Source organism: Glycomyces sp. NPDC048151 (assembly GCF_043202775.1).
Lineage (GTDB): Bacteria > Actinomycetota > Actinomycetes > Mycobacteriales > Micromonosporaceae > Glycomyces.
On record NZ_JBIDBB010000003.1, the window covers coordinates 50,894 to 65,211 of the forward strand.

A 14,318-nucleotide genomic window follows, 5' to 3' on the forward strand; every position below is an offset into this window, starting at 1 on the left:
GGGCCGCCGCGTGGTGGGCGCGGCGGCCCAACTCCCTCGACATCCATCTCCCTCGACCCCCGAGAGGAACGATCCATGACCCTTAAAGCCGCAGTCGTCGGCCTCGGTGCGCAGGCCCGCGAAGACCACCTTCCCGGCCTGGCCGCCTCCGACGCCGTGGAACTCGTCGCGATCTGCGACGAGAACCCCGACCTCGTCCACGAACTCCAGTACCAGCTGCACGTGAAGGGTTACAACGACTTCCGCGAGATGTTCGCCTCCGAGGAACTGGACCTGGTGGTGGTCTGCGTCCCCCACCATGTCGGGCGCGAAGTCATCGAAACCGCCGCTGAACACGGCGTCCACGTGCTCAAGGAGAAGCCCTTCGCGACCAGCCTCGACGAGGCCCGGGACCTCGCCGCGCTCTGCGAGCGCTCCGGCATCGAGCTGATGGTGACGCTCCAGCGCCGCTTCAACCCCATCTACACCAGCTTCACCCAGCTCGCCGACCAGATCGGCACACCGTTCGTCATCGACGCCCAGTACACCCTGCACATCGACGACCCCTCCGAAGGCTGGCGCGGTCGCGTCTCCGAAGCCGGCGGCGGGTGCGTCATCGACATGGGCTACCACCTGATCGACATGATCCTGTGGTACTTCGGCCTGCCCGACCGCATCCTGGCCGACACCTCCGCGTCGGCCCGTCCCGACCGGTCCTACGACGCCGAAGACACCGCCCTCATTCACTTCTCTTACGACAGTGGGCTCTACGGCTCAGCGCTGCTCTCGCGCTTCATCGGCCCGAAGAGCGAGCACATCCGCCTGGTCGGCTCGAAAGGCATCGTTGACCTCGAAAGGGGCCGCATCCGACGCCTCGACAACCACGGCGAGGTCATCGAATCCCTCGCCCGCGAACAGGCATGGCCTGCCGCCGCGACCGCGCAGATCGACCACTTCGCCCGGATCCTCGACGGCACCCGCCCCAACCCGAGCGGCCCCGCCGAACACCTCGCCCACCTGGCCTTCATCTCCGCCTGCTACGCCTCCGTGCGCACGTATGGGGCCGTCAACCCGAAGGAGCTGCTGTGAGCTCCCCGCTCGCCCTGCTCGGCGGCACGCCCGCCGTGCTCATGCCCGCCCCGCACTTCACCTGGCCGCCGATCACCGACGCCACGAACAAGGCCGTGGCCGCCCAACTCGGCCGGTCGGTGTCGATCTACGACCGCTCCGGGGTCGTCGCCGATCTCGAAGACGCGCTGGCCGATTACTTCGGGGTCCGGCACGCGTTGCTCACCTCATCGGGGACCACGGCGCTCTACTCGATGTACGCGGCGGCCGGAATCGGGCCGGGCATGGAGGTCATCGTCCCGGCCTACACGTTCTTCGCCACCGTCACCCCGCTGCTGCACCTCGGCGCGATCCCGGTCCTCGCCGAGTGCGACGAACGGGGCAACCTCGACCCCGCCGACGTGACCGCACGGATCACCCACCGCACCAGGGCCATCGTCGTCACCCACATGTGGGGCACTCCGGCCGATGTCGGCGAACTGCGGCGCATCGCCGACCTGCACCAACTCAAGCTGTTCGAGGACGGGTCCCACGCTCACGGGGCTACAGCGGGAGGCAAGAAGGTCGGATTGTTCGGAGATGCGGGGGCCTTCAGCATGAACGGCCCCAAGCCCCTCTCCGCGGGGGAAGGCGGCTTCCTGCTCACCGACGACGCAGAGACCTACCACCGGGCACTGCTCCACGGCCAGTACAACAAACGCTGCAAGAGCGAGATCCCCGAGACCGACCCGCTCTACCGCTACGCGGTCACCGGCATGGGGCTCAAGCACCGCATCCATCCCCTCGCCGCCGCCATCGGGCTCGAACAACTCGCTCACCTCGACGACTACCTCGCCGGCCGAGACCGCATAGCCGTCCACCTGTGCGAGCGGCTTCGGGAGGTGCCGGGCATTGAGCCGATCGAACCTGTGGAGGGGGACCGCTCGTCCTGGTACGGGCTGATCCTGCGATACCGGCCCGAACAAGTCGGCGGGCTCCCGCTCGACCAATACTTCGCCGCGATCGAGGCTGAAGGCGCTTCGGAGGCCGACCGGCCCGGCTCCACCTGCCCGCTGAACCTGCTGCCGCTCTTCCAGGAACCGGGTCCGCTGTTCCCGGCACTGTCACGGCGCTTCGCCTATGCTCCAGGGCAGTTCCCTCGCGCCGAAGCCTTCCACGAGAGCATCATCAAACTCCCGGTCTGGCACCGCGAGGACGACCAGGAGACCGCCGACGCTTACATCGAGGCGTTCCGGAAGGTCAGCGCCCACCACACCGATCTGATCGCTATAGGAGTCCAACATGGATGACCAGCTCATCGACAAGCTCACCGCCGAAGCCGAGAACGACGGGATTGCCCAACTCGTCGTCGGTGCTGTTGTCACCGACGGCCAGGGCCGGGTTCTGCTGCTCAAGCGTCCTGCCGACGACTTCATGGGTGGTCTGTGGGAACTGCCAAGTGGCAAGGTCGATCCGGGTGAACGGCTCGACGCCGCACTCGCTCGGGAGGTGAAGGAGGAGACCGGCCTCGACATCGCGAGGTTCACCGCCTACCTCAGCCACTTCGACTACACCAGCGGCAGCGGCAAACCGAGCCGCCAGTTCAACTTCGCCATCGAGGTCAGTGCCACCGAACCCGTTGTTCTGACCGAGCATGACGACTTCCAATGGCGCGAGATCACCGACAAGCTCCCGGTGAGCGAGTCGGTTAAGCAGACGCTGGCCACGCTGGCCTGAATCGCTGATTTCGACAGGGCGCATGGATCGTGTTCGGCAGGGAGCACGCGGGATCGGAAGTTTAAGCAGATTGCGAAGTATCAGGGCAGCCGCGCTCGCAGTTTCGCCAGCGTCCGAAGCAGGTCCTCGCGGTTCTTGCCGGACTTAATCCAGGCTGGGAGCCGGCTCGCGATGGTGCTGTTGAACGAGTTAGTCTCCCGTACCCCGGCAGCGACGTACGACTCCAAGAAGCTCAGGTGCTGCTCGTTCAACGCCCACAGCGACTGGCCGCGAAAGTCAGTCTCGAGCCAAAGCCGAAGTCCGTGATCCCTAGGCGGCGCAGGCTGGGGCACTCTTGCAACCGGTTCCTTCGTCCAACCGCAGCCGTGGCAGCGAAGCCGCTTCAGATGCACGTTTCGATAGGTTCCCACGTAGCGGTTGCACTGTGGGCACATGACTGCCTGAGGGGGCCGATCCTTGTCCGGCTTGGATTTCCGCAGATAGGAGTACCCGCAATCACCGCAAGTCACCCGCCCGGCCCTTCGGATCGCCATCCGATCGCACTGCGGGCAGTGCACCAGGGAGTGGTCGAAGACGCATAGGTACCGGACGGGCTGGTCGGCCTCGACAAATCTCGCCAGGTTACGTCCCATGCCCTATCTCCCTTGCTCTCCGTCGGAATGAGCATAGTGATCGGCGGGAGCTGCTGTCGTCTCCGTTTCGACGACATAATTTTGATCCGGATCGCTCCGCAGCGTCGCCGTCAGAGATCCGTCGGCGTGTTCGGAGAAGTGGAGTGTGTCCCCCGGTCTGTCTGCGGTAATCGCTGTGGGGCGGTGCCGCGAACGCGGCACCGCCCCACGACATGAACGGCTACGTCAGGATGTCGATCCTGTGCTGAGCCGTTTGGTGAGTTCGGCTTGAAGGGTTGCCATCTGAGCGATGAGTTCTTCGTTTGAGAGTGGTTGGCGCTGTGAGGGAATGGCCCCAAGGTTCCAGTCGGTTGACTGGGGTTCGACGGGTCGGCGCTGGCGGACCTTGTCGAGCGCGGCCAGGGCGGTTTCGTCAGCGTTCTCGACGGTGTGGAGGTAACGCTCGGTGGTCATGATGCTGGAGTGGCCGAGGCGTTCCTTCACGACCATGAGGTCGGCTCCGCCGTTGAGTAGCCAGGAGGCGTGGGCGTGACGGAGGAGATGCATACGGAGGTCGACGGGGATGTCGGCCTTCGAGAGCGCGGGCCTGATGATCTGTTCGCGGAACCACTGGTTCGGGATGTGGCCGTCGGTGTCCCAGCGGCGGCCCTGGCGCGGGTTGTCTTTTCCCTCAGCGCGGCGCTTGCTGCGGTAGGCGGCCATCGCTGAACGGCAGTGGGCGCAGCGACAGCGGCCCGCGGTGTAGGCGCTTATAGTGCCGTGGGCATAGGTTCGGCCGCGTTCGTTCGGAGCGGTTCGGCCCAGCGGCTTCCCCTCGGAGAGCGGTGTGGTTCGCCGGGGTTTCTTGGTGGTGGGGGAGTACCAGAAGACCAGGTCGTTCTTCTTGAGGCCCTTGTCAGCTATGTGGGTGTCGATCTTGGTCGCGAGGTGGTCGGCTACTCGGATGATCCTGTATTCGCCGTCCTTCGGATAGTCCTTGACGAAGAACCGGCCGCCTTCGGGGTGGAACTCGGGGTTCACCTGGACGACTGCGCGGGCGACGGTGAAGGCCTTGCGGTCGGAGTTCCAGTCCATGACGCGGAGTTCCGTGAGTTCGCCCCAGCGGGTTCCCGTCTCGATGGCGGTTTCGACCAGGAGCCTGGACATGTCGTCGGGGAGCGCTTCGTGGAACTTGTCGAACTGGGTCGGGGTGACGATCGTCAAGGGCTTGACCGGGACGGTGTCGGTCTTGACCAGCAGGCAGGGGTTTCCGGTGATGACTTCGTCGTCGACTGCGGTGGAGAGGATTGAGCTGAGAAGCTGCTTCAAGCGCTTGCGGGTCGCGGCCGTGACCCCGGCGTTCTTGAGTCCAGTGAGCCATTCGCGGATGTCGCTGGTGTAGATGTCGAGCATGCGGCGGTGCCCGAAGAACGCCATGAGGTGGGCGTAGACGTTGTAGGTGTAGTTCTCTTTGGTCTTGACCTCCACCGCGAGGTTCGGCAGCCAGGTCTCCTCTACGTAGCTCTGGAACAGGACGCGGCCTCGGATGAGGTGGGCGCCGCGGCCGGCGTTGACCTTGGCCTCCGCGTCCTTCCACTTCTCGGTGGCTTCCTTGAAGGTGGGGAAGGTGCCCGCTGATCGTTCCAGGCCGTCGTTGTCGATGTACACGGCCGTGTAGCGGGGGTTGCCGTTCTTGTTCGGTCGCTTCTTGCAGTAGCCCACGGGGGTGGTCCTCCGTCGATTCTCGTCCGTCATCTGTCCGTGGGATGTCCTGCCACGGGCGGTCACTGCCCAACCTGAGATGACATGCAATGTCATGCATGTGTCGGGTGTGACCTCGGACGATACGGAGATCTAGGGCCTGAAACCATCGATCTGCATATACGACAAATGCCGCTCATAACCTGGAGGTCGGTGGTTCAAATCCGCCTCCCGCTACTGGATGGAAAACCCGGTTTCCTCGAAAGAGGGAACCGGGTTTTTCTGTGTTCTGGATTAGTGCGCGGGATTGGTGTCCTTCGGTGGGAGGAGTGCGGGTCCTGCTGTTGCGAGGGACCATAGGGCCAGTGCGGCGAGGGCTATGAGGACTATCGACCACAGCGGTTCGATGGGGAGCCACAGGAAGTTCGACAGCAGCGAGGCGGCGGCGAGGGCGAGGCCGAGGAGTCGGGCCACGGGGCTCGCGCGGAGGACGCCGACGCCGACCGCGATGGCGAGGACGCCGACGGCGAGGTGGACGAAGCCCCAGGCGCTGATGCTGATCCCGAAGTCGTAGTCGGGCGGGGCGACGAAGTAGCCACCGGTGGCGAGGGCGGCGATGCCCTGGACGGCCTGCACCAGGCCGCCGAGGATGAGGAGGACGGCCCCTGGCAGGGCGCGGCTGGTCTTGATCATCTTGGTTCCCCGATCAGTGTGCTTCCAGGATCGATCATCTCTCCGGGGTCGCCTGCGCGCCTGGAGTCTCCGAATGTTCGCGCCGCCGGAATCGCCGATGCCCGGCTGCGGACACCGATACGTTCGGGTCCATCGGGGACGGATCGGAGTGCGGCCATGGGGGACGAGGCGCGGCCGGAGATGCACCGGTGGCTCGATCTGGCGCTGACGATCGTGATGGCGCTGGCCGCCGTCGGCACCGCCTGGGCCGGGTTCCAGAGCGCCAAATGGAGCGGCCTGCAGGCGATCGCGTTCGCCGAGGCCGGGGCCGCGCGTACGGAGTCGGCCAAGGCCGCGACCGACGCGGGCCAGGACCGACTCGGGGACGTCGTGTCGTTCACCGCCTGGCTCGGAGCGCTGCAGGAGGACATCGCGTCCGGGGCGGTCCCCCGCCCGGCGGGGGGCTACGCGCCCGACCCCGCCGAAGTCTCCGGTTTCCTGTACGAGCGGTTTCGGCCCGAGTTCCGGGTGGCCGTCGACGCGTGGGTGGACACGCACCCGCCGATCGATCCGGCCGCGCCCGCGACGCCGTTCGTCATGCCCGAGTACACGCTGGCGTCGGAGCAGGCCGAGGCGGAACTCGTGGCGGAGGCGGAGGCCGCGACGCAGCGGGCGCACGAGGACAACCAGCGGTCCGACAACTACGTGTTCATGGCCGTGATCCTCGCGCTCGCGCTGTTCTTCGCGGGCGTTGCCGGGCGGTCGCGGACGGTCCGGTCGCAATGGTTGCTCTCGGTCGCCTCGTTCGCCACGTTCCTGGGCGCGGCGCTGGTGCTGGTGCTGCTGCCGAAGACGTTCTGACCGGAATCGGCTGAGGGGGCCTCGGGTCGGCGGTAGCGTCCAGGCCATGCGGTTCATAGTTCACACGCTGGTCACGGCCGCGGCGCTCGCGTTCGCGGCGTGGTTCTTGAGCGGGATCCATGTCGACGGTTCGAGCACGGCCGAGAACGCGGTGACGCTCATCGGGGTCGCCCTGGTCTTCGGCCTGGTCAACGCGATCCTGAAGCCGCTCATCCGGAAAGCGGGGAGCTGCCTCTACATCGTCACGCTTGGCCTGGCCGCGCTCGTGGTGAACGCGCTGCTGTTCCTGCTGACGGAGTGGATCGCGGACCGGTTCGGCCTGCCGTTCGCGATCGACGGGTTCTGGCCCGCGCTCTGGGGCGCGCTGATCGTCAGCGTCGTCAGCTGGATCATCGGGCTCCTGATCCCCGGGAAGCAGGACTTAGCGGGGCGGCGCGGTCGTCGCGCGGACGACGAGTTTGGCGTCGCAGACGGTCTCGCGGGCGGGGAGCGCGGCGTTGTCGAGGCGTTCGACGGCGCTGCGGACGGCGTTCTCGGCGATGCCGGTGGCGTCCTGGCGGACCGTCGTGAGGTTGATGTGGGACAGGTGCGAGAGGTTGCTGTCGTCGTAGCCGACGATCGAGACCTGGCCGGGGACGTCCACGCCGCCGCTGCGCAGGGCGTGCATGAGGCCGATCGCGCAGCGGTCGTTCGCGGCGAGGACGGAGGTCGGGAGTTCGTCTTCGCTCAGGAGCAGCATGCCGGCGGCTATCCCCGAGTCCTCGTCCTGGGCGCCGGGGATCACGCGGATCTCGTCGGCGAGGCGGTGGCGGCGCATCGCGGCCCGGTAGGCGGTGCGGCGGTCGGCCGAGCCGGGTCCCTTGCCGCCGTCGATGTGCACGATGCGGCGGTGGCCGAGGTCCACGAGGTGGTCGACGGCCTGGCGGACGCCCTTGGCTTCGGCGGTGTGGACGCTGTCGACGCCGGGGGTGGTGGCCTTGCGGCCGACGACGACGGTGGGGACGGTGCCGCCGAGGCGTTCGGTGGAGTGTGATTCGGGGTCGGAGACGAGGAGGACGAGCGCTTCGCAGCGGTGCCCGAGGAGCGCTCCCGTGGCGTGGTGCTCGTCGCGTCCGGGCGCGACGGCCGAGAGGAGGACGTCGTAGCCGAGCTGGGCGGCGGCGGGGTAGATGGCCTTGACGACTTCGGCGTGGAAGGGCTGCTCGAGGTTCATGAGGACGCCGAGGGTGCGGCTGCGGCCGCGGGCGAGCATCTGGGCGGCGCTGTCGGGGCGGTAGCCGAGCTCGTCGGCGGCTTTGAGGACCCGTTCGCGGGTGGCCGCTCCGGCGCCGGGGCGGTCGCGCAGGACGAGGGAGACGAGCGTGCGGGAGACGCCGGCGCGCTTGGCGACGTCGGCCATGGTGGCGCGCTGGGGGGCGGTTTGCGATTGGGGCTGAAGCGCTTCGTCCAACGACTCGTCCTCTCCTGGGCCCGGCGGGCGACCGGCGGGTAACCCGAGTTTATTTCCGTCGGGCTCGGCGGCTTGACGCGCGGGTCTGGGAGTGAGTATATTCCAAATCACTGTCGCGCGACAGTAACGCGCGACAGTGGAGCGCTCCAGATTTTCGAGAGGAAGGTGTGCCCGTGGCCGCGACGCACGACGTCGTCACGATGGGCCGGGTCGGGGTCGACATCTACCCCCAGCAGGTCGGTGTCGGCCTCGAGGACGTCGAGACCTTCGGCAAGTTCCTCGGCGGGAGCCCCACGAACGTCGCCGTCGCGGCGGCCCGGTACGGGCGGCGCGCAGCGGTGATCACGAAGGTCGGCGCCGATCCCTTCGGGAAGTTCGTTCGCAACGCGATCCGGGGCTATGGAGTGGACGACTCGTTCGTCGGGACTTCCGAGGAGTTGCCTACGCCCGTCACCTTCTGCGAGATCTTTCCCCCCGACGATTTCCCGCTGTACTTCTACCGGCTCCCCAAGGCTCCCGACCTCGACATTCGTGCCGCAGAGCTGGATCTCGACGGCATCCGGGAGGCGTCCGTCTTCTGGGTGACCGTCACCGGCCTGTGTCAGGAGCCTTCCCGATCGGCGACGCTGGCGGCACTCGAGGCGCGTGGGCGCAGTGGGATCACCGTGCTCGACCTCGACTACCGGCCGATGTTCTGGGACTCGCCGCAGGCCGCCCGCGACTGGGTGAAACTGGCATTGCCGCACGTCACGGTCGCGGTCGGCAACCGCGAGGAGTGCGAAGTGGCAGTCGGTGCAACGGACACCCCCGCCGAGGCCGCCCAGGCGCTCCGCGCGGCCGGCGTCTCGCTCGCCGTCGTCAAGCAGGGCCCCAAGGGCGTGCTCGCCCTCGACGACAGCGGCCAGGTGGAAGTGCCGCCCGCACCCGTGAACGTGGTCAACGGCCTCGGCGCGGGCGACGCCTTCGGCGGCGCGCTCGTCCACGGCCTGCTCGCCGGATGGGACACCGAACGCATCATGCGCTTCGCGAACGCGGCGGGCGCGATCGTCGCGGGCGAACTCGCCTGCTCCGACGCCATGCCGACCGAAGGCGAAGTGGAGCGCAAATTGCAGGAGGCACGCGATGTGGAGTGACCGGCTCGCCGAGCTGACCCGGATCCGCGTGGCCGACCCGGGCGCGGTCCGCAGGGCCGCCGACGCCCGCAAGCGCGCCACGAGTCCCGTCGGGCCCTCGGGCAAGTGCTTCGTCATCGCCGCCGACCACCCGGCGCGAGGCGCCCTCGCCACGGGCGGGGACCCGATGGCCATGGCCGATCGCGGCGACTTGCTGGGTCGGCTTGTCGTCGCGCTGAAGCATCCCGGCTGCAACGGCGTGCTCGCTACGGCGGACATCCTTGAGGACTTGCTGCTCCTGGGTGCGCTGGACGGCAAGGTCGTCTTCGGCTCGATGAACCGCGGCGGCCTCGCCGGAGCCTCGTTCGAGATCGACGACCGCTTCACCGGGATGACCGCTGACGCCATCGCCCGCATGGGCTTCGACGGCGGCAAGACGCTCACCCGGATCGACCTCGGGGACGACCGGACCGCTCCGACCCTGGAAGCGACGGCTCATGCCGTCGACGCGCTCGCCGACCGCGGCCTGATCGCCATGGTCGAACCGTTCATCTCCCGCCGCGAGGGCGGGAAGGTCGTGAACGACTTGACGACGGAGGGGGTCGTCAAGTCGGTCGCGATCGCCTCGGGCCTCGGCTCGACCTCGGCCCACACCTGGCTGAAGGTGCCGACCGCGCCCGACATGGAACGGGTCGCGGCGGCCTCCACACTGCCGATGGTGATCCTCGGCGGCGAGGTCGCCGACCTCGCGGCCCAGCGGGAGAGTTGGGGCCGTTCGCTTGATCTGCCCAATGTGGTCGGTCTGACCGTGGGCCGTTCGCTTCTCTACCCGGCCGACGGCGATGTCGCCTCGGCCGTCGATGCGGTGGTGAGTCTGCTGTGAGCTCCTTTTACCTGCCCTCCGGGTCTACTGCTGCAGGGCCTTACGACACCGTCGTCACTCCTGAGTCCGCCGGCTGGGGGTACTCCGGACTCAAGGTGCTGTGCCTTGAGCCCTCCGGTTCCGCCACGTTCGCTACCGGCGACGCCGAGACCCTGGTCCTGCCGCTCTCCGGGAGCTGCACGGTCACCTGCGACGGCGAGACCTTCGAAGTCCAGGGCCGCCGGAGCGTCTTCAGCCGCGTCACCGACTTCGTCTACGCCCCAAGGGACGCCACGGTCACCGTCGCCAGCGCGACCGGCGGACGCTTCGCCCTGCCCTCCGCGAAGTGCGAGCGCCGCCTGCCCGCCCGGTACGGCCCCGCCGAGGACGTCCCGGTCGAGCTGCGCGGCTCCGGCCAGGCCTCCAGGCAGGTCAACAACTTCTGCACGCCGGAGACGTTCGAGGCCGACAAGCTCATCGCCTGTGAAGTGATCACCCCCGGCGGCAACTGGTCGTCCTTCCCGCCGCACAAGCACGACGAGGCGAAGGACGGCGAGGCTGAACTCGAGGAGATCTACTACTTCGAGGTCAGCGACCGGAACGGCTTCGCCTGGCAGCGCGTCTACGGGACCCCGGAGCGGCCCATCGAGGTCAGCGAGGAGGTCCGCAGCGGCGACGTGGTCGTCATCCCGCACGGCTGGCACGGCCCGAGCGCGGCCGCCCCCGGCTACGACCTGTACTACCTGAACGTGATGGCCGGTCCCGGCGAGGACCGCGCCTGGCTCATCAGCGACGACCCCGCCCACGGGTGGGTCCGGTCCACTTGGGCCCCTGAGGATCTCGATCCTCGCCTGCCGTTGTCCTCGGCTGTGGAGAAGGAGGGCGACGATGCCCGTTGAGACCGTGAGACTCACGACCGCGCAGGCGCTGGTCCGCTTCCTCGCCGCGCAGTACTCCGAGCGCGACGGCGTCGAGCAGCGCCTCATCCCGGGCGTGTGGGGGATCTTCGGGCACGGGAACGTGGCCGGGCTCGGGCAGGCGCTCCTCCAGGCGGCGCGGACCGGCGAGGCCGACCTCCCGTACTACCTGGCGCGCAACGAACAGGCGATGGTGCACGCGTCGGCGGCGTTCGCGAAGATGAAGAACCGGCTCCAGACGTTCGCGTGCACCGCCTCGACCGGGCCGGGCTCGACGAACATGATCACCGGCGCGGCGCTGGCGACGACGAACCGGCTTCCGGTGCTGCTCTTGCCTTCCGACATGTTCGCCTCGCGGGTCCCGGACCCGGTGCTGCAGCAGTTGGAGGACACGCGCGCGGGGGACGTGAGCGTGAACGACGCGTTCCGGCCGGTGTCCAAGTACTTCGACCGCGTCTCGCGGCCTGAGCAGTTGATCCCTGCTGCTCTGGCGGCGATGCGCGTGCTGACCGATCCGGTCGAGACCGGAGCCGTGACGCTCTGCCTGCCGCAGGATGTGCAGGCCGAGGCGTTCGACTGGCCGGTCGAGTTCTTCCGGAGGCGGGTGTGGCGCGTCGGCCGGGTCGCGCCCGATCCCGCCGCTGTGGAGCGGGTCTCGGCACTGCTGCGCAGTGCCGAGAAGCCGCTCATCGTCGCCGGGGGCGGCGTCGTCTACAGCGGGGCCGAGGCCGAGCTGCGGGCGTTCGCCGAGGCCACCGGGATCCCGGTGGCGGACACGCACGCCGGGAAGGGCGCGATCCCGTGGGACCACCACGCGGCCGTCGGCGGTCTCGGCTCGACCGGGACCTCCGCCGCGAACGCCCTTGCGGCCGAAGCGGATGTGGTGCTCGGCATCGGCACCCGGTACTCGGACTTCACGACGGCGAGCCACACCGTGTTCGGCGATCCCGACGTGACGTTCGCGAACCTGAACGTCGCCCGGCTCGACGCGGCGAAGCACTCCGCGGAGATGCTGCTCGCCGACGCCAAGACCGGCCTCGCCGCGCTGACGAAGGCCCTCGAAGGCTGGAGCGTCCCCGACGAGTACCGCGCCGAGACGCGCCGCCTCGCCGAGGAGTGGCAGGCCACGGCCGACGCCTGCTTCAACCTGGGCCACGGCCCGCTGCCCGCCCAGACCGAGATCCTCGGAGCTTTGAATGACGTGCTCGACGACTCGGACGTGGTGATCAACGCCGCCGGGTCGATGCCCGGCGACCTCCAGATGCTCTGGCGCGCAAGGGACCCGAAGGCCTACAACGTCGAGTACGCGTTCTCGTGCATGGGCTACGAGATCGCCGCCGGGGTCGGCACGAAGATGGCCGCGCCCGAACGCGAGGTCGTGGTCCTCGTCGGCGACGGGTCCTATCTGATGCTGTCGAGCGAGATCGCGACCATGGTCTCCGAGGGCCTCAAGGTCGTCATCGTGATCGTCCAGAACCACGGATTCGCCTCGATCGGGTCGCTCTCCGAATCCCTCGGCTCGCAGCGGTTCGGCACCGCGTACCGCTACCGGGACGGGAAGTCCGGGCTCCTCGACGGCGACGTGCTCCCCGTCGACCTGGCCGCGAACGCCGCCAGCTTCGGCGCCGAGGTCATCGAGGCCGACTCCGTCGCGTCCTTCCGCGAAGCGATCATGCAGGCCAAGGCCAACGACCGCACCACGGTCGTCCACATCGAGACCGACCCGACCGGCCCGAACCCGCCCGGCTCGGCCTGGTGGGAAGTGCCTGTCAGTGAAGTGTCCGAACTCGACTCCACTCGCGCCGCCCGCGCCGCCTACACCGACCACAAGCGCGAACAGCGCCACTACCTCTAAGGGGACCCCATGCAGATCATCGAGCACTGGATCGGCGGCAAGCCGGCTTCTGGCGGGTCCGACCGGCTCGCGCCCGTGTGGAACCCCGCGACGGGGGAGGAGCAGGCGCAGGTCCGCCTCGCCACCGTATCCGATGTGGACACCGCAGTGCAGTCGGCGAAGGCCGCCTTCGCGTCCTGGGGTCAGCAGTCCCTGTCGAACCGCTCGCGCGTCATGTTCCGCCTCCGCGACCTCGTCGAACGCCACGAACTCGAACTTGCCAAGATCATCGCCGCCGAGCACGGCAAGGTGATCGACGACGCGCGCGGCGAGATCGTGCGCGGCCGCGAGGTCATCGAGTTCGCGTGCGGCATCACCTCCGCGCTCAAGGGCGGCTTCTCGAACGACGTCTCGCGCGGCGTCGACTCCTACGACTTCCGACAGCCCCTCGGCGTCTGCGCCGGGATCACGCCCTTCAACTTCCCGGTCATGGTCCCGATGTGGATGCACCCCATCGCGATCGCCACCGGCAACACCTTCGTGCTCAAACCCAGCGAGCGCGACCCCTCCGCGAGCCTGTTCATCGCGCAGCTCTACGCCGACGCCGGGCTCCCCGACGGCGTCTTCAACGTCGTCAACGGCGACAAGACCGCCGTCGACGCCCTCCTCGACCACGAGGACGTCGCCGCCGTCTCGTTCGTCGGCTCGACCCCCATCGCCAAGTACATCCACGAGCGTGCCACCGCGAACGGCAAGCGCGTCCAGGCCCTCGGCGGCGCGAAGAACCACGCCGTCGTCATGCCCGACGCGAACATGGACTGGGCCGCGAACCAGCTCGCCGCCGCCGCGTTCGGCTCGGCCGGGCAGCGCTGCATGGCCATATCCGTCGCGGTCGCCGTCGGCGACGCCGCCGACGAACTCGTGGGCCTCCTCAAGGAGAAGGCCGAAGCGATCGTCGTCGGCGCCGGGGACGACCCCGAGGCCGAGATGGGCCCGGTCGTCACCAAGGCCTCCTGCGAGCGCGTCACCGGCTACATCGAATCCGGTGTGGCCCAAGGCGCCGAGCCCGTGGTCGACGGCCGCGGCCTCCAGGTCGAAGGCCACCTCGGCGGGTTCTTCGTCGGCCCCAGCGTCCTCGACCGCGTCACGCCCGACATGGACGTCTACAAGGACGAGGTCTTCGGGCCGCTCCTGGCGGTCGTGCGCGTCGACACCCTCGAAGCCGCGATCGACCTGATCAACGCCAACCCGTACGGCAACGGCACCGCGATCTTCACGTTCGACGGCGGCGCGGTGCGCACCTTCGAGCGCGACGTGAACGTCGGCATGGTCGGCGTGAACGTCCCGATCCCGGTGCCGACCGCGCACTACTCGTTCGGCGGCTGGAAGGACTCCCTGTTCGGCTCCAGCCACATCCACGGCCACGAGGGCGTGCGCTTCTACACCCGCGCGAAGGTCGTGACCTCCCGCTGGCCCAAGCACACCGAGTCCCAGGCCGCCCAGCTCAACTTCCCCACCTCCAGCTGAAGGAGCAT

The 14,318-nt window shown here is 68.4% G+C and carries 12 protein-coding genes and 1 pseudogene; 10 read left to right on the forward strand and 3 right to left on the reverse strand.

The window, feature by feature from the left end; all coding sequences use genetic code 11:
• Nucleotides 1-75 precede the first annotated feature (75 nt).
• From ACGGCP_RS06865 to ACGGCP_RS06875, 3 genes are read left to right on the forward strand one after another with little or no spacing between them, the layout of a single operon-like run.
• Complete coding sequence (locus ACGGCP_RS06865; protein WP_392962190.1) at nucleotides 76-1,068, forward strand: Gfo/Idh/MocA family protein; 993 nt, start codon at nucleotides 76-78, stop codon at nucleotides 1,066-1,068.
• On the forward strand, nucleotides 1,065-2,336 hold the full coding sequence (locus tag ACGGCP_RS06870; RefSeq protein WP_392962193.1) for a DegT/DnrJ/EryC1/StrS family aminotransferase: 1,272 nt from the start codon (nucleotides 1,065-1,067) through the stop codon (nucleotides 2,334-2,336). Before ACGGCP_RS06865 ends, ACGGCP_RS06870 begins: the two co-directional genes overlap by 4 nt.
• The gene (locus tag ACGGCP_RS06875; RefSeq protein WP_392962195.1) at nucleotides 2,329-2,763 is read left to right on the forward strand and encodes an NUDIX hydrolase; all 435 of its coding nucleotides are present in this window, start codon (nucleotides 2,329-2,331) and stop codon (nucleotides 2,761-2,763) included. Before ACGGCP_RS06870 ends, ACGGCP_RS06875 begins: the two co-directional genes overlap by 8 nt.
• An 857-nt stretch (nucleotides 2,764-3,620) precedes the next feature.
• Here ACGGCP_RS06875 and ACGGCP_RS06880 read toward each other — a convergent pair.
• Complete coding sequence (locus ACGGCP_RS06880; protein WP_392962198.1) at nucleotides 3,621-5,096, reverse strand: tyrosine-type recombinase/integrase; 1,476 nt, start codon at nucleotides 5,094-5,096, stop codon at nucleotides 3,621-3,623.
• Nucleotides 5,097-5,369: 273 nt separating this feature from the next.
• A complete protein-coding gene (locus ACGGCP_RS06885) occupies nucleotides 5,370-5,768 on the reverse strand; it encodes a hypothetical protein (protein WP_392962200.1) in 399 nt (132 codons plus the stop codon).
• Between the two features lie 156 nt (nucleotides 5,769-5,924).
• On the opposite strand from ACGGCP_RS06885, the gene ACGGCP_RS06890 reads away from it, so the two are divergent.
• Nucleotides 5,925-6,608, forward strand: a complete 684-nt coding sequence (locus ACGGCP_RS06890; protein WP_392962203.1) for a hypothetical protein — start codon at nucleotides 5,925-5,927, stop codon at nucleotides 6,606-6,608.
• A 46-nt stretch (nucleotides 6,609-6,654) separates the two neighbouring features.
• Nucleotides 6,655-6,939 (forward strand): annotated as a pseudogene (locus tag ACGGCP_RS06895) (phage holin family protein); the annotation flags it as partial.
• A 90-nt stretch (nucleotides 6,940-7,029) separates the two neighbouring features.
• Here the strand turns inward: ACGGCP_RS06895 and ACGGCP_RS06900 are convergent.
• The gene (locus tag ACGGCP_RS06900; RefSeq protein ID WP_392963563.1) at nucleotides 7,030-8,007 is read right to left on the reverse strand and encodes a LacI family DNA-binding transcriptional regulator; all 978 of its coding nucleotides are present in this window, start codon (nucleotides 8,005-8,007) and stop codon (nucleotides 7,030-7,032) included.
• Between the two features lie 251 nt (nucleotides 8,008-8,258).
• Between ACGGCP_RS06900 and iolC the strand changes: the two genes are divergently transcribed.
• From iolC to ACGGCP_RS06925, 5 genes are read left to right on the forward strand one after another with little or no spacing between them, the layout of a single operon-like run.
• Nucleotides 8,259-9,191, forward strand: a complete 933-nt coding sequence (gene iolC, locus ACGGCP_RS06905) for a 5-dehydro-2-deoxygluconokinase (protein ID WP_392963565.1) — start codon at nucleotides 8,259-8,261, stop codon at nucleotides 9,189-9,191.
• Complete coding sequence (locus ACGGCP_RS06910) at nucleotides 9,181-10,053, forward strand: aldolase (RefSeq protein WP_392962205.1); 873 nt, start codon at nucleotides 9,181-9,183, stop codon at nucleotides 10,051-10,053. Before iolC ends, ACGGCP_RS06910 begins: the two co-directional genes overlap by 11 nt.
• Nucleotides 10,050-10,931: a 5-deoxy-glucuronate isomerase gene (iolB, locus tag ACGGCP_RS06915; protein ID WP_392962207.1), complete on the forward strand. Its 882-nt coding sequence runs from the start codon at nucleotides 10,050-10,052 to the stop codon at nucleotides 10,929-10,931. Before ACGGCP_RS06910 ends, iolB begins: the two co-directional genes overlap by 4 nt.
• Entirely contained in the window at nucleotides 10,921-12,804 is a 1,884-nt protein-coding gene (gene iolD / locus ACGGCP_RS06920; protein ID WP_392962210.1) for a 3D-(3,5/4)-trihydroxycyclohexane-1,2-dione acylhydrolase (decyclizing), read from the forward strand. The genes iolB and iolD overlap by 11 nt, the downstream gene beginning before the upstream one ends.
• 9 nt (nucleotides 12,805-12,813) lie before the next feature.
• Nucleotides 12,814-14,310 (forward strand): CoA-acylating methylmalonate-semialdehyde dehydrogenase, encoded by a 1,497-nt coding sequence (locus tag ACGGCP_RS06925; RefSeq protein ID WP_392962213.1) that lies wholly within the window; start codon nucleotides 12,814-12,816, stop codon nucleotides 14,308-14,310.
• Nucleotides 14,311-14,318 lie beyond the last annotated feature (8 nt).

What these genes read in the sequence shown, in the direction of transcription:
- iolD (WP_392962210.1), top strand. Translation starts at nt 10,921, where the DNA reads ATGCCCGTTGAGACCGTGAGACTCACGACCGCGCAGGCGCTGGTCCGC.
- ACGGCP_RS06875 (WP_392962195.1), top strand. Translation starts at nt 2,329, where the DNA reads ATGGATGACCAGCTCATCGACAAGCTCACCGCCGAAGCCGAGAACGAC.
- ACGGCP_RS06890 (WP_392962203.1), top strand. Translation starts at nt 5,925, where the DNA reads ATGGGGGACGAGGCGCGGCCGGAGATGCACCGGTGGCTCGATCTGGCG.
- iolC (WP_392963565.1), top strand. Translation starts at nt 8,259, where the DNA reads ATGGGCCGGGTCGGGGTCGACATCTACCCCCAGCAGGTCGGTGTCGGC.
- ACGGCP_RS06925 (WP_392962213.1), top strand. Translation starts at nt 12,814, where the DNA reads ATGCAGATCATCGAGCACTGGATCGGCGGCAAGCCGGCTTCTGGCGGG.
- ACGGCP_RS06910 (WP_392962205.1), top strand. Translation starts at nt 9,181, where the DNA reads ATGTGGAGTGACCGGCTCGCCGAGCTGACCCGGATCCGCGTGGCCGAC.
- ACGGCP_RS06885 (WP_392962200.1), bottom strand. Translation starts at nt 5,768, where the DNA reads ATGATCAAGACCAGCCGCGCCCTGCCAGGGGCCGTCCTCCTCATCCTC.
- ACGGCP_RS06865 (WP_392962190.1), top strand. Translation starts at nt 76, where the DNA reads ATGACCCTTAAAGCCGCAGTCGTCGGCCTCGGTGCGCAGGCCCGCGAA.
- ACGGCP_RS06900 (WP_392963563.1), bottom strand. Translation starts at nt 8,007, where the DNA reads ATGGCCGACGTCGCCAAGCGCGCCGGCGTCTCCCGCACGCTCGTCTCC.